Origin of the sequence: Paenibacillus glycanilyticus (genome assembly GCF_051200795.1) — a bacterium.
Lineage (GTDB): Bacteria > Bacillota > Bacilli > Paenibacillales > Paenibacillaceae > Pristimantibacillus > Pristimantibacillus glycanilyticus.
On the sequence record NZ_CP195155.1, the window covers coordinates 1,820,254 to 1,844,104 of the forward strand.

General features: G+C 49.0%; 17 protein-coding genes. 16 read left to right on the forward strand and 1 reads right to left on the reverse strand.

All coding sequences use genetic code 11. The features are described 5' to 3' along the window. Positions 1–16: 16 nt before the first annotated feature. From ACR9FF_RS08165 to ACR9FF_RS08225, 13 genes are all read left to right on the forward strand, one after another. Positions 17–3,148: a glycoside hydrolase family 2 TIM barrel-domain containing protein gene (locus tag ACR9FF_RS08165; RefSeq protein ID WP_435170237.1), complete on the forward strand. Its 3,132-nt coding sequence runs from the start codon at positions 17–19 to the stop codon at positions 3,146–3,148. Between the two features lie 3 nt (positions 3,149–3,151). Further along, positions 3,152–4,375, forward strand: a complete 1,224-nt coding sequence (locus tag ACR9FF_RS08170) for an MFS transporter (RefSeq protein ID WP_435170239.1) — start codon at positions 3,152–3,154, stop codon at positions 4,373–4,375. A gap of 167 nt (positions 4,376–4,542) precedes the next feature. Further along, entirely contained in the window at positions 4,543–7,245 is a 2,703-nt protein-coding gene (locus ACR9FF_RS08175) for an S-layer homology domain-containing protein (RefSeq protein WP_435170241.1), read from the forward strand. Positions 7,246–7,468: 223 nt separating this feature from the next. After that, the gene (locus ACR9FF_RS08180) at positions 7,469–8,185 is read left to right on the forward strand and encodes a 3-ketoacyl-ACP reductase (RefSeq protein WP_127496094.1); all 717 of its coding nucleotides are present in this window, start codon (positions 7,469–7,471) and stop codon (positions 8,183–8,185) included. Between the two features lie 128 nt (positions 8,186–8,313). Further along, the gene (locus tag ACR9FF_RS08185; RefSeq protein WP_435170243.1) at positions 8,314–9,264 is read left to right on the forward strand and encodes a LacI family DNA-binding transcriptional regulator; all 951 of its coding nucleotides are present in this window, start codon (positions 8,314–8,316) and stop codon (positions 9,262–9,264) included. 77 nt (positions 9,265–9,341) lie between these two features. Further along, positions 9,342–9,803, forward strand: coding sequence for an HAD family hydrolase (locus tag ACR9FF_RS08190; protein WP_435170245.1), 462 nt, complete (start codon positions 9,342–9,344; stop codon positions 9,801–9,803). A gap of 103 nt (positions 9,804–9,906) precedes the next feature. Further along, positions 9,907–11,382, forward strand: coding sequence for a sensor histidine kinase (locus ACR9FF_RS08195; protein ID WP_435170247.1), 1,476 nt, complete (start codon positions 9,907–9,909; stop codon positions 11,380–11,382). Next, the gene (locus ACR9FF_RS08200; protein ID WP_127496090.1) at positions 11,379–12,068 is read left to right on the forward strand and encodes a response regulator transcription factor; all 690 of its coding nucleotides are present in this window, start codon (positions 11,379–11,381) and stop codon (positions 12,066–12,068) included. Before ACR9FF_RS08195 ends, ACR9FF_RS08200 begins: the two co-directional genes overlap by 4 nt. A gap of 153 nt (positions 12,069–12,221) precedes the next feature. Continuing rightward, complete coding sequence (locus tag ACR9FF_RS08205) at positions 12,222–13,058, forward strand: undecaprenyl-diphosphate phosphatase (protein WP_435170250.1); 837 nt, start codon at positions 12,222–12,224, stop codon at positions 13,056–13,058. Positions 13,059–13,263: 205 nt separating this feature from the next. Beyond that, positions 13,264–16,356, forward strand: coding sequence for an efflux RND transporter permease subunit (locus ACR9FF_RS08210; RefSeq protein ID WP_435170252.1), 3,093 nt, complete (start codon positions 13,264–13,266; stop codon positions 16,354–16,356). 12 nt (positions 16,357–16,368) lie between these two features. Further along, entirely contained in the window at positions 16,369–17,715 is a 1,347-nt protein-coding gene (locus tag ACR9FF_RS08215; protein ID WP_435170254.1) for a VTT domain-containing protein, read from the forward strand. A 145-nt stretch (positions 17,716–17,860) separates the two neighbouring features. Next, complete coding sequence (locus ACR9FF_RS08220; RefSeq protein WP_435170256.1) at positions 17,861–18,172, forward strand: hypothetical protein; 312 nt, start codon at positions 17,861–17,863, stop codon at positions 18,170–18,172. Between the two features lie 176 nt (positions 18,173–18,348). Then, complete coding sequence (locus tag ACR9FF_RS08225; protein ID WP_201004239.1) at positions 18,349–18,603, forward strand: hypothetical protein; 255 nt, start codon at positions 18,349–18,351, stop codon at positions 18,601–18,603. 62 nt (positions 18,604–18,665) lie between these two features. Here ACR9FF_RS08225 and gdhA read toward each other — a convergent pair whose 3' ends face one another. Continuing rightward, the gene (gene gdhA, locus ACR9FF_RS08230; protein ID WP_435170258.1) at positions 18,666–20,045 is read right to left on the reverse strand and encodes an NADP-specific glutamate dehydrogenase; all 1,380 of its coding nucleotides are present in this window, start codon (positions 20,043–20,045) and stop codon (positions 18,666–18,668) included. Between the two features lie 152 nt (positions 20,046–20,197). On the opposite strand from gdhA, the gene ACR9FF_RS08235 reads away from it, so the two are divergent. From ACR9FF_RS08235 to ACR9FF_RS08245, 3 genes are all read left to right on the forward strand, one after another. Next, on the forward strand, positions 20,198–21,097 hold the full coding sequence (locus ACR9FF_RS08235; RefSeq protein ID WP_435170260.1) for a LysR family transcriptional regulator: 900 nt from the start codon (positions 20,198–20,200) through the stop codon (positions 21,095–21,097). 154 nt (positions 21,098–21,251) lie between these two features. Next, positions 21,252–22,745, forward strand: coding sequence for a spore germination protein (locus tag ACR9FF_RS08240; protein WP_435170262.1), 1,494 nt, complete (start codon positions 21,252–21,254; stop codon positions 22,743–22,745). Positions 22,746–22,765: 20 nt separating this feature from the next. Then, positions 22,766–23,851 (forward strand): Ger(x)C family spore germination protein, encoded by a 1,086-nt coding sequence (locus tag ACR9FF_RS08245; RefSeq protein WP_435170264.1) that lies wholly within the window; start codon positions 22,766–22,768, stop codon positions 23,849–23,851.

Below are 23,851 nucleotides of genomic sequence, written 5' to 3' on the forward strand. Positions count from 1 at the left end.
CGGGAGGAGAAGCATCATGACAAACAAGACAATCGAACGGGATTGGGACAATCTGGCGGTGCTGGAGCGCAACCGGGCGAAAAGCCGGGCGTATTTCATCCCTTTTTCTGATATAGAAGGCGCTTTGAGCTATGACAGGGGGAGCTCCCCTTGGTTCAAATCCTTAAACGGCAACTGGAAGTTTCATTACTCGAAAGGGCCAGAATGGGCGCCGGAAGCCTTTTTTGAAGAGAGCTATGACGTGTCCGGCTGGGACGAGATTCAGGTTCCGGGTCACTGGCAGCTGAAGGGCTACGGCCATCCGCATTACACGGATCTGTATTATCCGTTTCCGGTCAATCCTCCCCATGTGCCTAACGATAATCCGACAGGCAGCTATGTGCGGGAGTTTGAGCTTCCTCCGTATTGGGACGGAAGAAAGCTGGCGGTCAAGTTTGACGGCGTAGACAGCGCCTTCCATGTATGGGTGAACGGCGAGTTCGTCGGTTACAGCCAAGGAAGCCGATTAACGTCGGAGTTTGATTTGACGCCTTATGCGAAAGCCGGAATTAACCGCATGGCCGTCCGGGTTTATCAATGGTCGGACGGCTCCTACCTGGAAGATCAGGATATGTGGTATATGAGCGGTATTTTCCGGGATGTATATCTAGTTTCCGAGCCATCCTCCATCCGTCTTGCAGACTACCGGATCGTGACCGAGCTGGACTCGCAGTATTGCGATGCAAACCTGTCCGTAAAAATAGAGTTAAGCGGAGACAACCTGCAAGGGGAAATCAGATTGAACCTGCTGGATCAGGAAGGCAATGCGGTTGCATCCGCGGTTAATCCGATCGATTCGGCAAGCCAAGATCAAGCTTGTACTGAATTCGCGATGCTGGTAACAAAGCCTGCGCTGTGGAGCGCCGAATCGCCGGCACTGTATCATTTAACGATCAGCATTGTCGATCAGCATGACCATGTGTTGGAGACGGTTGCCCAACGGGTAGGCTTCCGCAAGATTGAAGTGAAGGACGGCCAGTTTTTGGTGAATGGTAAAGCCATTCTGCTTAAAGGCGTGAACCGGCATGACCATCACCCGGATACGGGACGTACGGTTACGCTGTCCACGATGATTCAAGATGTCATGATGATGAAGCAGCATAATATTAATACGGTGAGAACCGCGCATTATCCGAATGATCCCCGGTTCTATGACGTTTGCGATGAATACGGGCTGTATGTGATGGAAGAAGCGGATTTGGAGACTCACGGATTCGAGCCGCTTGGCAATATCTCTCGTTTAAGCGATGATCCCGCCTGGCGGGACGCGTATGTCGACCGGATCCGCCGCATGGTCGAACGCGATAAGAACCATCCATCCGTCTTGTTCTGGTCGCTTGGCAACGAATCCGGCTTTGGCTGCAATTTCAGGGCGATGTCGGAATGGTGCAAGCAGGCTGATCCGACCCGTCTCATTCATTATGAAGAAGACCGGGAAGCGGAAGTATGCGACGTGGTGAGCACGATGTATTCCTCCGTGGAGAAAATGGAAGGCTTCGGACAGCTGGTTGATCATCCCAAACCGCATATCCTGTGCGAATTCGCTCATGCGATGGGCAATGGGCCAGGGGGGCTTAAGCCGTATTTCGATACCTTTGATGCTTACCCGAGATTGCAGGGCGGCTTCGTGTGGGAATGGATTGACCACGGTATCTCCCGGAAGACGGCTGATGGAAAAGACGATTACGCCTATGGCGGAGACTACGGGGATGAACCAAATAACAGCAATTTCGTTATTGACGGTCTTGTTCGTCCCGACCGGACGCCTTCACCGGGACTTATCGAATACAAGAAGATAATCGAGCCTGTAAGGGTTGAATATCTGTCGAATCATCGTATACGCATCGTTAACCGGTACGATTTTATTACGCTGGATCACCTTCACGCGGATTGGAGCGTGATTGCAGACGGACGTACGGTTCAAAGCGGTGTTCTGGTGCTGCCTTCGATTGGACCGGGCGAAAGCGCGGAGCTGGACGTTCCTGTTCGGACGGATGCGCAGCTTGCCCATTTAGATCCTGGTGCCGAGCGGTGGTTGAACATCGGTTTCTCGCTTGCGGCAGATTGCAGCTGGGGAGAGCGGGGACATGAGCTGGCCTGGGCGCAGCTTGCGCTTGAAGCTGCGGAGAGGAACGCCTCGGCGGCAGCTGTAAATCTGCCTATTCGAAGCTTATCCTGCTTGGAGGAAGGACGAGAAATTATTCTTGAAAACGATTTATTCCAAATAGCCTTCGACTCCCGTCAATCCGGCATCCGCTCGCTTCGAATGAACGGACAAGAGATTGTGAACAAAGGGCCGCGCCTTAATTTCTGGAGGGCGCCGATTGATAACGACATGTATGTCCTGTCCGATTGGCGCAAGGCGCATCTGGATAAGCTGTCGGAGCGTATTGATGGATGCCAGTGGGAACGGCTTGATGAAGGGACTGTTCGGATCAGCTGGATCTCCCGCATAGCGCCGCCGGTGCATGATTGGGGCTTCCGCTGCGAAACCGTCTATACCGTAACGGGCTCCGGATTAATAATGATTGATATTCACGGGGTTCCGGAAGGCAAGCCGCCAGCTATGCTGCCTAAGATTGGGCTCCAAATGGAGCTCTCTCCGTCTATGGATAACGTCAAATGGTATGGCCGCGGACCGGGAGAAAATTATTCCGACAGCAAGGAAGCTGGACGTTTCGGCGTGTATAGCAAAACGGTAGACGAGCTGTTTACCCCTTATATTTATCCGCAGGAAAACGGCAACCGCACGGATGTCCGCTGGGTGTCGGTGACGGACGGCGGCGGTATCGGGCTGCTTGCCGTAGGCGAGCCAACGCTTGAATTCAGCGCCCGAAGATATACGGATGCCGATCTGGAAGCGGCAAGGCATGCCAGCGATCTTGTTCCGCGGGATTTCATTACGCTGAACCTGGATTATCGGCAGAATGGTCTTGGCAGCAATAGCTGCGGGCCGGCGCAAGCACCGGATTGCATGGTTACTCCTGACGAATTCCGTTTCCGGGTGCTATTAAAGCCTTACCTTTCCGAGGATTCCGCTCCGGAGCGACTCAGTCATCAGATGAGATTGGAAGCGAAGCGCGGCCTTTCCACTCTCGGAAAGGAGTAGGAGATGTCAGACTATTTCCGGGGATTATTGCGTCTGCCCTCAGGCGTTCGCCGCTTCCTGATGACCGAGTCTTTGTACGGTATCGGAATCGGACTGTATTCGCTCGTCCTTAATTTGCATTTATTGTCCAAAGGATTAAAGGAAGATCAGGTTGGCGCTTTAGTATCCGTTGGCATCTTGATTATGGGGATACTGGCTATCCCCGTATCCTTGCTCGCCAATCGGTACGGCCGCAAAAAGCTGCTCGTTACCGGCATTTTGTTTATTGCGGCAGGCAATGTCCTGTATGCCTTTACCGGCGAACTTACTTACTTCTACCTGGCTCAAATCCTTGTTTCTATCGGATTAACGTTGGTAGAGACGACGGAGGTACAGCTCCTGTTCCATTATTGCACGTCCCGCAGGGATGAGATGCGAGCGTTCTCCCTAATGTTTGCGGTCTTTACGGCCTTCACGGGAGCGGGTACTTTAATCGCGGGTTATTTGCCTAGCGAAGCAACAAGTGGAGAAGGCTATCGGACGGCCCTGCTTCTCGCCGGACTGGTGTTTGTCATTCATGGAATTGTCCGCGGCTTGATTCTTCCGGCAGAGAGCGGCGCCACTCCTCCTACGGAGAATAGATTGGATGATAGTAGAAACCTTGAGATGATGTCCGGTTGGAAAAAGAAGCTTCCTAGCTCCAAGCTATGGCTGTTCGCCGTCTTTATGGCTTTGCTAGGAGGAGCGCTTGCGATAACGGGATCATTCCTCAATGTGATCGTCAAATACCGGCTGGACTGGATGGACGATAAGGTCTCTCTGCTGCTTGCAATAGCGGGAGTTGTTCTCTTCGTAAGTTCTTTGCTTACTCCTTATATCATGGAGCGGTTTGGCCCGCATACGGCAATTATTTCTGTTTTCGTTATGAATATGGTTATTTTCTTGGCTCTTTTCTGGTCCATGCCGGTATGGCTGTTTACGGTGTTGTTCCTTATCCGCGGAGGCGGGGTGACCATGCTTTCCAATCTGGTAGACAGTAAATTAATGTCCGCGCTTAAAGAAAAGGAGAGAAACCTCTTCGCCGGGATGCGTTCGGTCTTCCGCAGCGTAGGTTCTTCCATTGCCGCTTATTTGGCAGGATTGATTTTGGCCGGTGCGGACTACCGGATGCCTTTCCTCATAACGACGGTAGTGCTGGGCGCAGGGTTGTTATGTTATGCGAGGTGGATTCGTCCGCTTTTGGATTAAATTATAAAAACAAAGAAAAACCTTTGATAATCGAAGGTTTTTCTTTGTTTTTATAAGAGTGATATTTTGGTTCCCACATATTATCAATTTAAACTATGGGAGTTATAATAAATAGAGCTAATTAATAGAGTTAATTTAAACTATTACAGAAATGGACAGAGGCCGTCATGAAAAACTTATCACGAAAATCGATGTTTTTGCTTATCCTTGCGATGATCTTTCAATTGGGGCTGGGGAATTATTTGACGTCCAGCACATTCGCCGCCGCCGCGGATCCCGTCATAACCGCAACTCCGGGTTCGGCTTCATTCGTGGCAGGAGACAACACGGCCTCTACACCGGTTATTATCGACTCCGGTCTAACGGTCACTGATGGGGTTAGTACTACGCTAGAAAGTGCAACTGTTGCCATTACGGGCAACTTCCATGCCGGAGAAGATGTTCTGGGGTTCTTCAACGACGGGGCGACCATGGGTAATATTTCAGCCAGTTATAATGCAGCAACGGGCTTGTTAACGCTGACGTCTGCGGGCGCAACAGCAACGTTGGCGCAATGGCAAAGCGCATTGCGTTCCGTTGCTTATACAAATACCGCCATCTGGCCAAATACGGCAACGCGTACAATCAGCTTCAGTGCCATTGACGGGGCAAGCAATACTAGCAACACAACAACAAGGACCGTTACGGTAACAGCGACGGACCAGACGCCAATCGTGACCGTAACTGGCGGGACAACTGCTTACATATCCGGAACATCTGCCGTAACTATTGACCCCGGTGTGACGGTGTCCGATCTGGACAACACGACATTGTCCAGCGCGACGGTATCCATTGGGGCTGGTTACAAATCCGGAGATACGATTCTTTTTATCAATACGAGCTCAGTCCTATACGGAAATATTGTTGCCAGTTATAACACAGCCACAGGCGTGCTCACGCTGGTGTCCGCAGGCGCAACGGCTACATTGGCGCAATGGTCCAACGCTTTAAGCACGGTAACGTTTTCAACAGGGAGTACGACGACGGGGAACCGTACAATCAGCTACACGGTAAGTGATGGTGCAAAAACCAGCGCTGCTTCTACGAAAACCGTTAATGTGCTTGGGCCTCCAAATTTAACCGCAAGCAGCGGTTCGGCTTCGTTCGTAGCCGGTGATAACACGCCCTCTACTCCGGTTGTTATCGATTCAGGTCTCACGGTAACCGATGGAATAAGTGCTACGCTTGCAAGCGCATCGGTGGCTATAACGGGTAATTTCCAATCTGGGGAAGATGTATTGGCTTTTACCAACGACGGAGCGACCATGGGGAACATTGCGGCTTCTTATTATGCAGCAACGGGAGTGCTGAAGCTGACCTCTGCGGGCGCAACAGCAACGTTGGCGCAATGGCAAAGCGCATTGCGTTCCGTTGCTTATACGGATACGGCCATAACGCCAAATACGGCAACGCGTGCAATCAGCTTCAGCGCAATCGATGGGGCAGGCAATTCCAGCAATACAACAACGAGGACCGTTACCGTAGCGGCAACGAACCAGACGCCTGTCGTATCGTTGAGCAGCGGTCCGGCCATTTTCAGGACCGGTGATCTATTAACTTCTACTCCGGTCGCTATCGACAACGGTCTTACGATAAACGATTTGGACAACGCAACGCTAGCAAGCGCAACGGTTAACGTCTCGAGCCATTACAGTGACCAAGAGGATGTACTGGCATTCGTGAACGACAATGCGTCGGCATACGGCAATATTACGGCCAGTTATTCGAGCACAAGCGGCGAGTTGACGATGACTTCCGCGGGAGCTGCAGCAACCTTGGCCCAATGGCAGAACGCTTTACGCGCGGTGACCTACAATAACATAGCGGCGACACCGGATACCGCGGCTCGCACGATTAGCTTCACCGTAAACGATGGAACAAGCAACAGTAACAGGGTAACAAAGAGCATGACTTTGATCGCATTAAGCAGCTTAAGCGCTAGTACGAATGCAATAAGCGTTCTGGCAGGGCAAACGGCGACTACAGCCATTACGGCCAAGTATTCGGATCTGACCCAGGCGGATGTGACTTCAAACGTATCTTGGTCTGTTCGGAATTCCGCAATCGCCAGCGTCTCAAACGGAACAATAACAGGTCTTCAGGCAGGCAGTACGGTTATCACCGCCGTCTACGGAACCAGATCCATAGACATAAACGTGACTGTAAGCAGTGTCTCCATCTCGGGCCCTGTAACGAACCCGGCTGTGAAGATCTTCTACGATTTCGTGTCTATGGACCGGCTTAAAGCTTCCATACAAAATGCCTTAAATGCCGGGAATTCTGCATCATTCCAAGATACGGCGTCCCATTGGGCTTCCAAAGATCTCTCGCTTGGCGCTAAGCTGGGCATCATTAACGGTTATCCGGACGGCAGCTTTAGACCGGATGCCTCCGTTACGAGAGCCGAATTTAGTACGCTTGTCGTTAAAGCATTTGCTTTGCGTTTGGAAAACGGCGGGAAAGAGTTCGAAGATACCCAGACCTCCTGGGCACGAGATTCCATTGGAATTCTTGCCTATTACGGGGTTATCAGCGGCTACCCGGATGGAACATTCCATCCTGACCAAAAGATTACGCGTGCCGAGATGGTTGCTATTCTCTCGAAAATATTAATCCTGCAAAGCAATTCCGGTGAAGCCAATACCTTCATTGATGTAACACCACAGTATTGGGCTAAAGCGATTATTGAAGAAGCTGCGGCAGCAGGGATTATTCAAGGCAAAGGAGAGAACCGATTCGCGCCGAATGATAACCTTACGAGGGCTGAAGCTTTAACGGTTATCCTGCGCGTGATGAAAAAAGATCCGGTTATTTCAGGTCTGCTCGTTTAAGACGATGATAAGGGCAATCTCTCAGGTTAACGACCCGGTGTCTCCGTTACGATCTCACCTTCCGGGCCGATGATCTTCACGACTTCTCGTAGGACATGCCGTTGGTTCCATTCAGTCCTTCCGCATGGAATTTCTCTTGGCGCTCGCCTTGCCCTGGGGGATCAAGAACTGTACAATGTTTTTGAACAGATCTTGACTACAAACTAAAGGAGAGAGATCAGATATGCAATCCGTAGCAGGGAAAGTAGCGTTAATTACAGGAGCAGGGCGTGGGATCGGACGCGCGGTAGCCATTGCGTTCGCGCAAGAGGGTATTCATGTCGGCCTTGTTGGACGAACGCTTGATAATTTACATAAAGTAGCGGAAGAGCTTAAGCCGTATGGCGTGAAGGTAGCCCTTGCATCAGCCGACGTGGCCGATCTGGCTTCGATTACCGCAGCGGTTGAGAGCATTCGCTCCGAGTTAGGCGCCATCGACATTCTAATTAATAACGCCGGCATAGGCAAATTCGGCGGCTTCATGGATCTGACGCCGGAAGATTGGACGAACATCATTGATGTTAACGTCAAAGGCGTGTATTACACGACACGCGCGGTATTGCCTGAGATGATTGAACGCAATACGGGCGATATCGTAAACATTGCGTCCACGGCCGGCCAGAGAGGAGCGCCTCTCACAAGCGCCTATACGGCTTCGAAGGCTGCCGTTATCGGTCTCAGCGAATCCTTAATGCTTGAGGTTCGCAAGAATAATATTCGGGTAATCACCTTGACCCCAAGCACGGTGGCAACGGATATGGCTGTGGAGCTTAAGCTAACCGACGGCAACCCAGATAAGGTTATGCAGCCTGAAGATTTGGCGGACCTGATTGTAGCGCAGCTGAAGCTGCACCGCCGTGTCGTATTGAAGCAAGCGGGACTTTGGTCGACCAACCCATAAGGGCGTAATACGAAATAAGAAACAAGTAAAAGACTGCCGAGTTATCGTCAGTCTTTTGCTTGTTGCATACGGAATAGTGTTATAGATTCGATATTATTTATAACACTCATTCGTAGACGGAGGTGACAATGGCAAATATTAATGACATTGCAAAGCGGGCAGGCGTTTCGGTATCAACGGTATCCAGAGTGCTGAATCATAATCCGTATGTATCGGAGGAGAAGCGGGCGGCCGTTCAGCGCGTGATCGACGAATTGGATTACACGCCAAACCGCCTGGCCGTTGATTTAATCCGTCAAGAAACAAGAACCATCGGCGTCATCATGCCCTATAATAACAATCAGGCTTTTGATCAGCTGCTTCACGGCGTGCTTAACCGCTCGGCGGAACACGATTATTCCGTTATGGTGCTGCCTACCAAATATGATCAAGTTAAAGAGCTCCGTTCCTTGGACAGGCTGAAAAATAAACAGCTGGACGGGATTATCCTTACGTCACGCTCGAATGCATGGGACGCCATTGTCCCGTATTCCAAATACGGTGCCATTGTGGCTTGCGAATATACGGAACATCCGGAGATTGGCTGCGCCTACATGGACCGGTATGCTTCTTTCGTAGACGCCTTCCGCTTATTAAGGGACAAGGGTCATACCCGTGTCGCGTTTACGACGGCAAGAGGAGAAGAGAGCAACAGTACCCGACTGACTTTCAAAGCGTATGAGCATATATTTGGCGAGCTTCCGCCTGCTTATCATATCAGCGATTGCTACAGCATGGAGGATGGAATAAGGGCAGCCAAGCAGCTGCTTCATGCTAAACGGAGGCCAACGGCTATTTACGCGAACGGCGATGAGGTTGCAACGGGGATTTACCAGTATGCAAGAAGCATCCAGCTGGAGGTACCGGAAGACTTGGCGATCATCGGCCAAGAAAATCAGCCGGTTGGAATTGGATTAGGCTTAACTACGGTTGATCATCAATTGGTGAAGGTTGGGGAACAGGCCTTTGATCTCATCGTTGAAAAATCCAGGGATAAGATCGAGATCCCGTATCACATTATTATAAGGCAATCGATTTAGCTATTGACCTGAAAAGGATTTCATACTTTAGCCTACAGACAAGAGATTCATTCTAAAGCTGTAGGAGGAAGATAGCTATGTATACGGCCCTTATTTTTGACATTGACGGCACTTTAATCAATACGGAGCAAGCGGTGTTAGGTACGATTCATGTATTTGACGGAATTGGGGAGCTGCTTGCTGAACTTAGGGAGTACCCGGTTCTAAAAGGAGTGGTTACCTCGAAGACGAGTCAAGAGTATCTGAATGACTTTGTTCCCTTTGGTCTCGTTCGCGATCTGCCCTTTGTTTTATGCGGGGATGATACGAATCGGCATAAGCCTCATCCGGAGCCCTTGCTTACCTTTCTTGAGATCTCCGGCGCAAGGCCGGACTCAACCATTTATATCGGCGACACCGTCTACGACTACGAATGCGCCAGAGATGCCGGAGTAGATTTTGGATTAGCGTTATGGGGATGCAGGCAGCCTGACCTTATTCCCGCGAAGTATAAATTCGAACATCCGAAAGATATACTGACTCTTATGAATCGTCCTTAATGGCAAGGGAGATTGACCTTTCCAATCCCATTGCCAATAATAGAGAAACAACCCTTAACGCAAGCTGCATCTTATTTTGTTTCCCTAAGGAGATTTACCTTGCATGTCCATACGTTTTAAATTGCTATTATCTTATGCGGCCATGCTGGTCATACCGCTAATCTCGATCCTGGTTATCAGTCTGCTCCTGGTTATCTTCTACCAAGGGGATGTGAAGAATCTAAAGGGCGTTTACGAAACGACGGAAAACAGGTTTGGCCACGAAGCCGTCGAGCATGCGGTCAAAGAAATCAAACGCACCTCGGTTCGGCATCCCGATTTATTGCTGGACTCGACATATTTGAATGATATGTCCGCCGATTTGGAGAAGAACGATTCCGGTATCATCGTCAGAAGAGGCGATGCCATCTATTACCGCTCGGAAAATATGGCGCAAAGCCCTCGGCTGGCAGCGGATTTGCCGGAATATGCACGGCCGAATTCTTCAAACGGTTATACGGAGAAAAAAGAAGGAAATACGAATTATGTATTTTTGCAGTTTGACGTCATGTTTAAGGATGAACCGGTAAGCCTGTTTATTATATCGAAGGAAGATCCGCTTACCTACTTCATCCGCAAGTATTTCCCCACCTTATTTGTGTGTTCTTTGTTGATTTTGATTATTACCCATGTCCTGCTGACGACTTATATGTCCAAAAACATTATTCGCCGCCTGCGGACCTTGCGGACAGCCGCGCGGGAGATGAAGAACGGAAACCTGGACTTCAAGCTTCAGGTTGAGGGCAAAGACGAGATTGGCCAATTAAGCATGGCATTTGAGGATATGCGTTCGCGCATGCAGGAGTCCATTCAGATCCAAGCGCAATACGAGGTGAACCGCAAAGAGTTGATCGCAAGCATATCGCATGATCTGAGAACGCCGCTTACCGCCATACGGGGTTATATTGACGGGGTAATGGAAGGTGTGGCGGACACGCCCGAGAAAAGCGCCAGGTACATGAAAACCATCGATGCGAAGGCGGCGGAGCTGGAGCATCTGATCAACGAACTCTTTTTGTACTCCAAGCTTGATCTTAACCGTCAGCCATTCCAGTTTGAAGCGGTAGAGCTCTTGCCTTTTCTAAACGATTTATCGGAGGAGCTTCAATTCGAGCTTGAGAAAAAATCAATCGCGTTCGAGCCCGATATGGATGTGCCTGCCGGATATTTCGTGCGCATGGACAGGGATCAATTCAAACGCGTGCTGAACAATATTATCTCCAATAGCGTCAGATATATGGACAAACCATTGCCGGTTATCCGGATGAAGGCTTATTTGGCGGGCCATCAAGCGGTCATGAAGATTTCGGATAACGGGATCGGGATGAAGGACAAGGATCTTGAACACATATTCGAGCGCTTCTATCGCGCCGACGAATCGCGAAGCAATAAGACGGGCGGCAGCGGTCTGGGGCTTGCCATTGCAAAGCAAATTATGGAGAGCCATAACGGAGAAATCACGGCGGCAAGCAAGTGGACAGCCGGTACAACCATCAGCTTGAGTCTGCCTATTCATTCAAGGGAAGGGGGAGGGAAATGATAAAATCGGTTTTGTTGATTGAAGATGATACAACGATTGCGGAGCTTCAGCGGGATTACCTGGAGATTAACGGGTATGAAGTGCAGGTTGCCGGGGATGGAGAAGCGGGTCTGGCCATGAGCTTGTCCGGTCTTTACGATCTGGTCATTCTGGACCTGATGATTCCCAAGATGAACGGATTTGAGGTCTGCAAGAAAATAAGGGAGAAGCAGGACATTCCGATTCTTATCGTCACTTCCCTCCATGACGATATTGACGTGATTCGGGGTTTAGGCCTTGGCGCTGACGATTATATTACCAAGCCGTTTAAGCCGGCGGAGCTGGTTGCTAGAGTGAAGGCCCATCTGGCCAGGTATGAGCGGCTGGTCGGCAAAAAGGATATCAAAAACATCATTCAAATTCGCGATTTGTATATCGATCCGGATACGCGCAAGGTCTATGTGAATGATGAAGAAGCCGTATTAACAACGAAAGAATTTGATCTGCTGTACTTCCTGGCGAGTCACCCCAACAAAGTATTTAGCAAAGAACATCTTTTTGAGCGGATTTGGGGAGTTGACGCGCTTGGGGATATGCAGACGGTTACCGTGCATATCCGGAAAATTCGCGAAAAAATTGAAAAGGACTCTGCTAACCCCGACTATATCGAAACGGTATGGGGGGCCGGCTATCGCTGCAGAGGGTAAAGAGAAGTCTGATCAGAGGATCAGGCTTCTTTATTTTTCTTCATAATAGTTAATAAAAATTTAATTGAATATTCACAGCTCGTTGAGATCTTCGCCTTACATTAGGAGAAGTTTAATTAAGGCGTGATTTACGAGAGGAGTAGTTATTCCGTTATGCAAAACATTCTTACAGCCGTCGTTCAGGGCATCATAGAAGGATTAACCGAATTCCTTCCGGTGTCTTCAACGGGCCATTTGATTTTGTCGGGAAAGCTGTTGAACTTTACCGGCGACAAGGCGGATACCTTTGAAATTATTATACAGCTTGGAGCCATTCTGGCAGTTGCCGTTATTTATTGGCGCAGAATATTAAACCTTCTGGGGATAGGGAGACTATCGCCGGACATGGCTGAAAATCAGCAAGATAAGCAGCCAGGCAAACTTAATCTTCTTCATATTATCCTTGCCTGCTTGCCTGCGATGGTGCTGGGGCTAGTTCTGCACTCGTTTATTACTTCGTATTTATTCTCCGCGTACACCGTGCTTGTAGGCTTGGTTTTCGGAGGGATCTTTATGCTGTTTGGCGAGAGCAGCAGCAAGTCTTCCGTCCAATCGACCGGAGTGGATCAGATTACTTATAAGCAGGCCATTTATATTGGATTATTTCAATGTCTGGCGCTTTGGCCTGGCTTCTCGCGCTCGGGGGCGACAATTGCGGGAGGATTGCTGGCTGGTGTTGGTTATAGAGCGGCAACCAACTTCTCGTTCCTGATTGCAATTCCGATGATGGTAGCCGCCAGCGGATTCGAATTATTAAAAAGCTATGACACCTTAACAGCGTCGGATGCGGTTTTTTTTATTACCGGCTTCCTGGTCGCTTTTGTGGTGGCGCTAGTTGCGGTTATTACGTTCTTGAAGCTCCTTGAACGCTTTAAGCTTGCGCCTTTTGCTTATTACCGCTTTGCGCTTGCAGCCGTATTTCTGGCATACCTGCTGGTTACGGGCAACTAATCGCTCTATTTTCATATTCTCGGAATAATTAAGCGTAACGGAAATCGAAAAATCACAACGGCTGCCGGGCATCACGTATGACGGCAGCCGTTTTTATTAGCCAATAAAACAACCGGATTTTGGAAGAAAAAATATTCTATCGCGAATGAACAATTCCGCCCATACCGGAGTCTTTCCCTATATAGACAGGAGAGGAGAGTAAATAATGAAGCGAATTATAGAAGCAGTTATGCAAAGATCAGCCATTATTTTAATTAGCGTCGTATTAATTTTGGCATGGGGGGCCGTATCGGCGTTGCAAATGCAGCGGGATTACCTTCCCGGCATCAATAACACAACCTTAATGGTGTCCCTGCGTGCGTCTTCGTATCAAGCAGATCAAATCAAGCGGGACATTACGGCACCAATTGAGGATGCGATCCGCAAGACGAACGGAATAACGAACTTGGAGACAACCTCGTATGACGGCGGGGTATTAATGAATATTTACTATCCCATGGACTATGATATGGGCAAAGCCGAGAATGCCATCAAGCAAGCGTTAAACGATGCGGCGCTGCCCGACGGCGTAAACAAACCTGCTGTAACCAGGCTGACGTCCAGCACTTTTCCGATCTTGAGTTACAGCCTTACGTCAAACAGCGGTAAAATCGATGATTTAACTTTGCAGTCATCTACCCAGACCGACATCGTTAACCAATTAAAATCCGTTCCGGGCGTTTCCGACGTTCAGACGGTAGGGGGAGCAAACAAAGGTTATGTCGTCGTGCTCCGCATGAAGGATCTTGTGGCGAATAATCTGACTCTCGATGATTTCAATAAATCCATTACGGCAGATATTCCGAGTCTGCAAGGCAATATCGCGAATATCAAAGCGTCGTTCCCGATCAAGGTTGAGGGCTGGGATCTGACAGAAGATCAGTTGAGCAAGCTTATGATTAAAAATAAAGACGGAAACCGTGTTCCCTTATCCGCTATTGCTGCCGTCTATCCGTCTCTGACGGATGTGAAAACCGTTTCCCGCACGAACGGGAAAGCTAATGTCATGCTTAATGTCATAAAAACGCCAACCGCAACCATAACGGATGTGGCCAAGCAGGTCAAGCATCGCGTGAATCAGATCCCGGTTGTTCAGAGCGGGGACGTCAAGATGGAATTGCTCACCGACCGCGCACATGATCTGAACAGTTCACTGTTAGGACTTGTCCGGGAAGGATTACTAGGCTGCGTGTTCTCTATGCTTTGCGTCTTATTCTTCTTCCGGAATGTGCGTTCTACCTTGTTGATAGCCGTTACGCTGCCAATCTCCCTGCTCGCAACAACAGCCGTATTGAAAGCAATGGGCATTACGCTGAACATTTTGACGGTGTCCGGACTTATCGTTGCGATGGGCCGGATTGTGGATGATGCCATTGTCATCCTGGATAATATGTACCGGAGAATTCAAGAGAACAAAGAGAAGCCGGTTCTTGGCGTTCTGTCCGCTGCGGTTGTTGAGATGCTGCCGGCGATTTTTGCATCAACCGCAACAACGATAGCCGTATATGTTCCTATAGCTTTGGTAGGCGGCATTATCGGGGCTTCCTATTCCGGTTTTGCCTGGTCGGTAGTTATTGCCCTGACCGTATCGTTCCTTGTTGCCATGATTGTCATCCCAACCTTTGCGATGATGGGTTGGAGCAAACCGAAGTCGGAAGCGGTAACGCTGGAGCCGCTTATGAAGCCATTGCTTCTGTCGGCACTGAAGCGCAAAAAAACCGTGGTAAGCCTCTCGCTCATTCTGTTTGTGGCTGCAGCAATCTTTGGATCGCAGCTTCCATTCAGCCTGCTCCCAAGCACCGCAAGCGGGCAGGTGGCCGTTAAGGTGGAGCTTCCGAAAGGGACGCCTTTGTCGGAGGTCGATAAAGAAGTCAAAGTCGTCGAAAACGAACTTCAACATAATGCTGGCATTGCTTCTTATACCGCTACTTTTGGCTCCAGCTTTACGCCTACGGCAGACGATGTATTTGACCAAGGCGGAGGATTTATCCAGCAGCCAAACGTTGCCAATCTTTCCATTCAGCTGAAAGACAAGAAGAGCGTCAAGGCATTTATTCCTTCTTTGCAGTCGGATTTGAATAAGGTGTCGGGCCAAGGGGCGATCACGGTCACTAATCAGAATATCGCCGGCGATGACTCGACGATCAAGATCATGTTAGCCGGCGCGGACCAGCTGACGCTAGAAAAAACAGCCGGGCAAGTACGCGCGAAGCTGGTTCAAATTCCGGGACTTAGCGTGACCGGCCAGACGGATTTGACGAACGGTAATCCTAAATACGAGCTTTCGATAGATAAAGACAAGGCCCTTGCTGACGGCATTGATCCGGATGAGGTCAATAAGCTATTGCTCAGATATACCTCCAAAGCAAAGGATTTTGACATCTCGACATCAACGGGAACGGGTACGATTCCGGTGGATGTATATATCGATTCGGTAAAAGAGGGAACAGCGACCGGCTCATCCGTGCCGGTGTATTCGCCGGAACAGGTGCTTGCCTCCTTATCGGCAGAGACCGTTAAAGGCAGCGGCGGGAAAGCTTACCGGCTCGATTCCTTTGTAACGATGCAAAAAAGCAATGCATTATCTTCCATTCAGGAGCGGGACGGCGAGCCGGTTTCAGTCGTTCAGGCTCAGATCACTTCGAGCAATATGAGCAAGGTATCCAAAGACGTGGATAAGATCTTAAAGGATCTGCAGCTTCCGGAAGGAGTAAGCTATTCGCTTGGCGGAATTACCCAGCAGGTCACGCAGATGATTATCGAGATTGTCATTGCGGTTGCCGTATCCATCTTGCTTGTGCTGCTTATTACAAGCATGGTATTCAAAGGCTGGAAGGCGCCGTTTGCCGTATTGCTAAGCATTCCGCTTGCTTTGTCAGGCATCGTGATCTCTTTGTACGCGATTCATGGCCAGTGGAATCTCGCGGCGTTTATCGGCGTGTTGATGCTCACGGGGATTGTTGTTACGAACGGTATCGTGCTTATCGATAAGATCGAGCGTAACCGAAAAGAAGGAATGGAGCTTCGCGACGCGGTTATTCAGGGCAGCTTGTCCAGAGTTCGTCCAATCTTTATGACAGCCGGCACCACGATTTTGACCTTGATTCCTCTAGCACTCTCGCATAGCGCGGATACGGTAATTTCTCAGGTGCTTGGCATTGTGGTTATTGGAGGTATGATTACCTCCACATTAAACAGCTTCTTCATGATTCCGATTATTTACGAATGGATGCAGGGCAGAGCCGCACGAAAATCCTAATCCTTCATCAGGATGAATAGCCGATATCCGGTTCACAATAATGGAAGAAGCAAGGGGGTATACGTCATCGATATCGCAGCTTGGCTTGAACAGTATGGTTACGGAATTATTTTTCTCTCGTTATGCCTCGAAATGCTGGCCTTGCCTCTTCCTGGAGAGATTATGATGAGCTATGCGGGAATGCTCGTATTCGAGAAGAAATTGAGCTGGCTTCTTAGCATTCTGACGGCATCAGCCGGTGTTACAACCGGAATAACGCTTTCCTATTGGATCGGTTATTGGTTAGGCAAACCGTTTATAACGAAATACGGGCATCGGTTCCATATGGGTGAGGAACAAATGGAGCGCCTAACAATCTGGTTTGAGAAATACGGCGATAAGCTGTTGTTTATCGCGTATTTCATACCGGGCGTCAGGCATATTACGGGTTACTTCTGCGGAGTAACCCGAATGCCGTTTCGGCGGTATGCGATTTATGCTTATTCCGGGGCTGTCTTTTGGGTCAGCTTATTTATCTCGCTTGGAAAAGTGTTAGGTCCTAAATGGGAAGCGTACCACTCCACGGTGAACCGTTATTTGATTATCTTTGCGATTACCTCAGGTCTGCTGTTTTTGCTCTACAATCTCTTGAAAAAGTACAAGTACCGTATCATTTCGTTCCTGCTGGATCTAGTTGGCGGAGGAGTCCGCCATGTACGCTCATTGGGGAAAGCGAAATATTTGGTGCTCGTTGCCTTTGCCGCATTCGTATTGTCTCTCTCGCTTATGTTCGGAATGATTCAAGATTATGTTGCCCAGGAGTTCGGGAAGTTTGATGAAGTGACTTATTATTTGATCCTGATGATAATCGGCTCAGGCCGGCATGAGCTGATGGCGAATTTCCTGCAGATAGGCAGCATTTATCTGTATGCCCCGGTGATTGCCCTTACCCTGATCGTTATTCGATTCAAGGGCGATAACAAGCTACTGGAAATCGTATTTGTATGCTGGACGATTGCTGGTGGTGTCGTTCTAAATGAAGGGCTTCGCATGGTCTTTCATCGGACGGGGCCCGTTTCTTCCGGTATTCCAATCACCAGCACCTTTCCAAGCGAGGATACCTTTGCGGCGGTTACCGTATTGGGATTTTGCGTCTTTCTAATTTTGCGGCATTACAGCCAGGAGATCGTTCATGTCGTCCTGATTGCAGCCGCGGCGCTTCTATGCCTCTTGTTAGGGATAAGCCTCATCTATTTCAACTTGCAATATCCAAGCGATGTAGCTGCAGGTTACGTATTCGGCGGCGTTTGGGCAAGTCTAAACGTTCTCATGCTGGAAGTGAGGCGGAAGCTGCGGCGAAGCAGAGTAAGTATAGCGTAAGTTATCGTCAGGATTGAAAAGCTTAATCCTATTACAGCGGCAGCTGGTCACTACGACCGGCTGCCTTATTTTTTGCGAAAAAAAGATTGATCTTGTGAACGAATTCTAGGTAAAATATGGATATTGTATGAGGAGGGATTTTATTTTGTCCATTGTGATTGTCATCGTTATTGTAGCGGCTGCCTTCATCATCATATCCAACGTGATGGGAACCTCCAGTCCAAGAGGGAACCGTTCCAATAGCGGAAATAGGAGATCGGGACACTCCTCGGTGGATCCCAATCTGCATTCTCCCATCATAAATAACCACTCGGATGATAATATCCACCGCCATCACCATCACGGCCAGCATCACGATCATCATCATCATCACCATCATGATCATGGAAGCAGCTCTTCTTCGAACGATTCGTCCTCGGGATCCGATTCGGGAGGCGGTGGATCAAGCAGCGATTAACAAAGAAGCTCCCCTCAAGGGCAATCAGGCGAATCAACCTGTTCCTGTGCGGGGGAGCTTTTTTTCTTCCAGCATCTTCTTAAGGAAAACTTAAGGTTTATCCTTAGGTTTTATTAAATAGTTTTTCTTATCCTAGAGCTTAGATTGTACAGGAGGAGAAGGGAGAATATTTCTCTATGGACCGGCAAGTAAAAATCGCTATCTTACGGCGGTATGAGTCCTATTGTTATCAGATTTGCCATTATCTTATCCAGCAAGAACCGTATGCTTCCCAGGCAGCGAAAGAGGCATTGCTCAGCATAGCCGTCGATGCTTGCTTTTTTACGGATTCCGACGAAACGCGAAAGGATAAGATCCGCCGCACCAGCATCCGTATGTCCTTGTTATGGCAAGGAAATGGACTTAAGAATAAATCTCTACCTTTAACATAACCGTAGCTGGTAAAAAAACCACTTCTCCGCGTGTAGGGAGAAGTGGTTTTGTTTAATCTAATTTATACGCCTTGAGCGATCATCGCGTCGGCCACTTTCACAAAACCGGCGATGTTGGCGCCGATAACGAGGTTGCCCGGAACGCCGTATGTTTCGGATGCTTTCATGCTCGCGGAATAAATGTTGTGCATGATTTGCTGGAGCTTGGTATCTACTTCCTCAAGCGTCCAGGACAGTCTTGCGCTATTTTGCGCCATTTCCAGAGCCGATACGGACACGCCGCCTGCATTTGCCGCTTTCGCTGGAGCGAACAGTACTTTGTTGTCAAGGAAGACATCGATAGCTTCCAGCGTGGAAGGCATGTTAGCACCTTCGCCAACCGCTTTTACGCCATTATTGACAAGCAGCTCAGCCGAAGCCTTGTTGATCTCGTTTTGCGTTGCGCATGGAAGCGCGATATCGCAGGCAATCGACCAGATGCCGGAACAGCCTTCAACGTAGATCGCGTCCGGATGCTCAAGAACATAATCTTTGCATCTGCGGTTTTCGACTTCTTTCAGGCGTTTAAGCGTATCGAGGTTAATGCCGGCCTCATGATAGATATAACCGCTGGAATCGCTGCAGGCTACAACTTTCGCACCAAGCTGAATGGCTTTTTCGATGGCATAGATGGATACGTTGCCCGAGCCGGAAACAACTACCGTGCTGCCGTTAAAGCCGAGGCCTACGCTCTTCATCATTTCTTCAACGAAGTATACGGCTCCGTAGCCTGTTGCTTCTTTGCGGCCAAGGCTGCCGCCGTAACCGATCCCTTTGCCTGTCAGAACGCCGGCTTCGTAAGCGCCGACCAGCTTTTTGTATTGGCCGAACATATAGCCGATTTCTCTGGCGCCAACACCGATATCGCCTGCCGGTACGTCCGTATCCGGACCGATATGCTTGCTAAGCTCCATCATGAAGCTTTGGCAGAAGCGCATGATTTCCAGATCCGATTTACCTTTGGGATCGAAGTCGGAGCCGCCTTTGCCGCCGCCGATCGCTTGGCCGGTCAACGAGTTTTTGAAGATTTGCTCAAACCCGAGGAACTTGATAATGCTGGCGTTTACGGATGGATGGAAGCGCAAGCCGCCTTTGTAAGGACCGATGGCGTTGCTGAATTGAACGCGGAACCCGCGGTTAACTTGCACTTTGCCCTTGTCATCCGTCCAAGGTACGCGGAAAGAGATAATCCGGTCCGGCTCAACCAGGCGGTCGAGGACGGCATGCTCGATATATTTCGGCTGCTGAGCGAGCACGGGAATCAGGGACAGGAACACTTCCTTCACAGCCTGATGGAATTCAACTTCACCCGGATTGCGTTTTTGCACGGTTTCAAACAGATCATCAATATAGCTGTGGGCAGCTTCTGTGTTCGCTTGTTCGACTTCTTTTACGATACTCATCGCGGTAACACTCCCTCAAGGTTTGTAGGAAAACTTATTCATTTCTCTTTTTTAATTTAGTAGTTTAATATTAATATCAAATATTTAATCGCAACAATATTCAGATAGGATAAAGTTGATGCGTTTTGCGCATGAAGGATAGGGTGAGTGTAGTGGAAGTTAGACAAATGCGATATTTTATGGAAGTTGCAAAGAGAGAGCATGTGACTGAAGCCGCCAATGTCCTGCATGTTGCGCAATCCTCGGTCAGCAGGCAGCTGGCTCAATTGGAAAGCGAATTAGGGGTCGATTTATTTATCCGGAATGGACGGAGAGTTAAGCTGACGCCGATAGGAAAGATTCTGCTGCAGCGAGTGGAACAAATGCTTCACATGATGAACGAGGCCGAGCGGGAAGTAAAGGAATATTTGGATCCGGAAAAAGGGGTTGTTCGTATTGCCTTCCCGATCAGCTTGGCGGCGCATGTTCTGCCAAAGGCGATTTACGCCTTTCGCAAAAAGTATCCGGAAGCCAAGTTTCAGATGAGACAAGCCCTTTACGGCGATTTGATTGACGGTGTTGTCAACGGCGAGTTTAATTTGGCCATGATTGCCCCGCTGCCGGAAGAGGATAAACATATTGAGCAAAAGCTTTTGTTTACGGAACGGATTGTTGCGCTGCTGCCCATCCATCATCCGCTTGCCAACAGGTCCAGCATACAGCTGTCGGAGATCAAGGATGAGTCCTTCGTCACGCTCCCGGAAGGAACGATTTTCCGTAAAATCGTACTGAGTGCCTGCCACGAAATCGGCTTCACGCCCCATATCGCGTTTGAAGGGGATGATATCGATGCGCTGAAAGGCCTGGTGTCGGCGGGCCTCGGGATTGCCCTTATGCCGGAGGTTACGTTGGTGGAGACCATTCCGCAATCGACGGTGAAAATTCCGCTGGCAGATCCCGCGGTTACGCGAAGCATAGGGGTCATCTGTCCGACCCAGCGCAAGCTGCTTCCGACGGAGCAATTGTTTTACCGCTTTCTTACCGAGTTTTATACGCCGGATTACAAGCTGTAACATCGGCCCAAATAACAAAAACGCATTGAAAAACTCCTTGATAACCAAGGAGTTTTTTGTGTGTTCGATATATGCCGGGAGCATCAATCGAGAATGATTGAGGGTAGTTATGGTCACAATACCATTACCATAAATGGAGATTTGAGGATTTGAAATGGCTGATGATTTGAAGACCGATTTCCAGGATTTAATCGAGTTGAAAAAGTTGATAAGCCAATCCAGCGATTACAAATCGCTGCAGGTTGCCGCGGGCAGCAAAACGCTGAATATCTGCTATTTCAGCACTTTGATTGACGAAAAAACCCTTCAGACGAATGTACTTCTCCCTATGCAAAACCGTTCGCTGGACTCGGATCTTGAACGCCTTGAGGACTTGAAAAACTGGATTCCGGTCGAGAACGTGGAAATATCGGATCAGGTGGAAGTTCTTCAAGCGAAGCTATTGAAGGGCTGCGCCATAGCTTCGTTTGCCCGGGACGACCGCAAGCACGCCATTATCCATATCGCGACAGTTGAAGGAGTACGCCAAAACAACGATACCGAAAATGAATTCAGCGTTGTCGGGCCAAAGGTAGGGTTTGTGGAAAGTCTGGACACGAATATCGGATTATTGCGGTCTCAGGTTAATATTCCCAACCTGGTTGTAAAAGAAATCTTGATTGGGACAACGTCCAAGACCAGAGTCGCCATCGTTCATATCGACGGGATAACCAATAAGGAATATGTGCAAACCGTGGAACAAAGACTGAATAATATCGATGTTGACGTTGTTTTCGATACCTCCCAGCTGGACCAGTTTATCTCGGACAATTCTAAAACGCCATTCCCTTTATTTTTGTCCACGGAACGGAGAGATCGCGTCGTTTACGCGCTTACTCAAGGGCAAGTGGCGATTATTAGCGATGGCTCGCCTTATTTCGTTACCGGTCCGTCTACCTTATTTGATTTTTTCATCTCTCCGGAGGATTATTATTTGCCTTGGATCCTGGGATCTTTCTTTCGGCTCATCCGTATTTTCGGCGTCATTTTTTCCTTGTTCGCAACCTCCATGTATATCGCGATTACCACTTTTCATTACGAGGTTATCCCAAGGGATCTGCTGGAGCCGCTCATATTCTCGAGAAGAAACGTCCCGTTTCCGCCACTGCTTGAAGTATTGTTTCTGGAAATCACAATCGAGTTTCTCCGGGAGGCCGGCGCACGGCTGCCGACCAAGATCGGTCAGACCTTAGGTATCGTAGGCGGTATCGTAATTGGCCAAGCTACGGTTCTGGCCGGTTTGACGAGCAATATTCTCGTTATTATCGTCGCCTTCTCGGCGCTTGCTTCTTTCGCTACGCCGATCTACAAGATGTCGAACGCGATCCGCTTTTTGCGCTTTCCTATGATTCTTGCATCGTCGATATGGGGAGCTCTGGGGATGTTTATCGGAATCGGTTTTCTGCTTGTCCATTTAATCCGTCTGACCTCGCTTGGCGTCCCGTACATTGTACCGATTCACCCTATGAGAATCCGGGATTTGAAGGACAGCTTTATACGTCCGTCTTATGAATTCATCAACAGGAGACCAAGCTACTTAAGAACGGAATCCTTGGTAAAGTACAAGTCCGCCAAGGTGAAAAAACAGAATAATCTCGACAGAGAATGATTTGGAAAGCGGGTATGACGGTGTTGAAAGTCAAGGTTCTCCTGATGCTTGTTCTTAGCGCGCTGCTGACGGCATGCGGCGATACGAACATAGTCAACAGCATTAAATTTGTTCAAACCATAGGGTACGATGCCGTCGAGAACGGGGTAACCAGCAGCGCCATAATCGCCAATTACGAAGAACAGGGAAAATCGAAGCTGGAATTTTACGTGACGGAGTCCAAATCCATCTATGACAGCATGCCTAAGCTCAACATGAAGCTTGACTTCCCTATCGAATACGGGCAATTAAGAATGGCGTTATTCGGAGAACGCTTTGCGCGCAAGGGGATAAAAACGGCGATCGAAAGCCTGATCCGCGATCCTAAAATATCCTCGAGAGCTCATCTTGGCGTTGCGGATACGGAAGCTCTGAAGATGCTTAACATAGCCGAAAACCGGAATGACCCCTATTTTATGTCCGATATGATCGAGCAGAATATTAGATACGGCAATTTGCCGAGGATTAATCTTCACCTGACGTTTTTTGATTTTTACGGGAGCGGAAGAGATTTCTTTTTGCCTCATTTCACCGAGGAACGGGGCGAAATCAAGCTGGATGGGATTGCCTTGTTTAAAGAGGACAAATTCAAGACTAAGATCGGCATAAAGGATTCCTTTTTGATGAAGCTGCTGACGGAAGACTCGTCAAACGGCAGCATTATGGTTCCGGTGAAAGCATCGGATCAAGCCGGCGACGAGTATTTTTTAATGAACAGCATTCATTCGAAAGCAACGTATAAAGTGATCCAGATCGGTCCTCCAGCCTCCCTGGACATTCGGGTAAAGCTTGATGCCCAAGTAAAGGATGTTCCTCAATGGATCGATCTTACTTCGCCGGAGCAGCTTGCCTTGCTGGAGACCTGCATAGAGAACTATTGCCAGACTGAGATTCTGAAATTTATTGCTTTATTGCAAAGCAATGACGTGGATCCGCTGGGCCTGGGGGACTTGATCAGAAGCAGATCGAAGAAGTGGAACCCGCAAGAATTTCAGAAGCATTACAAGGAGCTGTCGGCGACAGTTAGCGTAACGGCTCGCATTATTCGGACTGGCGCAGGAGGTTAG

What these genes read in the sequence shown, in the direction of transcription:
- ACR9FF_RS08165 (WP_435170237.1), top strand. Translation starts at nt 17, where the DNA reads ATGACAAACAAGACAATCGAACGGGATTGGGACAATCTGGCGGTGCTG.
- ACR9FF_RS08170 (WP_435170239.1), top strand. Translation starts at nt 3,152, where the DNA reads ATGTCAGACTATTTCCGGGGATTATTGCGTCTGCCCTCAGGCGTTCGC.
- ACR9FF_RS08175 (WP_435170241.1), top strand. Translation starts at nt 4,543, where the DNA reads ATGAAAAACTTATCACGAAAATCGATGTTTTTGCTTATCCTTGCGATG.
- ACR9FF_RS08180 (WP_127496094.1), top strand. Translation starts at nt 7,469, where the DNA reads ATGCAATCCGTAGCAGGGAAAGTAGCGTTAATTACAGGAGCAGGGCGT.
- ACR9FF_RS08185 (WP_435170243.1), top strand. Translation starts at nt 8,314, where the DNA reads ATGGCAAATATTAATGACATTGCAAAGCGGGCAGGCGTTTCGGTATCA.
- ACR9FF_RS08190 (WP_435170245.1), top strand. Translation starts at nt 9,342, where the DNA reads ATGTATACGGCCCTTATTTTTGACATTGACGGCACTTTAATCAATACG.
- ACR9FF_RS08195 (WP_435170247.1), top strand. Translation starts at nt 9,907, where the DNA reads ATGTCCATACGTTTTAAATTGCTATTATCTTATGCGGCCATGCTGGTC.
- ACR9FF_RS08200 (WP_127496090.1), top strand. Translation starts at nt 11,379, where the DNA reads ATGATAAAATCGGTTTTGTTGATTGAAGATGATACAACGATTGCGGAG.
- ACR9FF_RS08205 (WP_435170250.1), top strand. Translation starts at nt 12,222, where the DNA reads ATGCAAAACATTCTTACAGCCGTCGTTCAGGGCATCATAGAAGGATTA.
- ACR9FF_RS08210 (WP_435170252.1), top strand. Translation starts at nt 13,264, where the DNA reads ATGAAGCGAATTATAGAAGCAGTTATGCAAAGATCAGCCATTATTTTA.
- ACR9FF_RS08215 (WP_435170254.1), top strand. Translation starts at nt 16,369, where the DNA reads ATGAATAGCCGATATCCGGTTCACAATAATGGAAGAAGCAAGGGGGTA.
- ACR9FF_RS08225 (WP_201004239.1), top strand. Translation starts at nt 18,349, where the DNA reads ATGGACCGGCAAGTAAAAATCGCTATCTTACGGCGGTATGAGTCCTAT.
- gdhA (WP_435170258.1), bottom strand. Translation starts at nt 20,045, where the DNA reads ATGAGTATCGTAAAAGAAGTCGAACAAGCGAACACAGAAGCTGCCCAC.
- ACR9FF_RS08240 (WP_435170262.1), top strand. Translation starts at nt 21,252, where the DNA reads ATGGCTGATGATTTGAAGACCGATTTCCAGGATTTAATCGAGTTGAAA.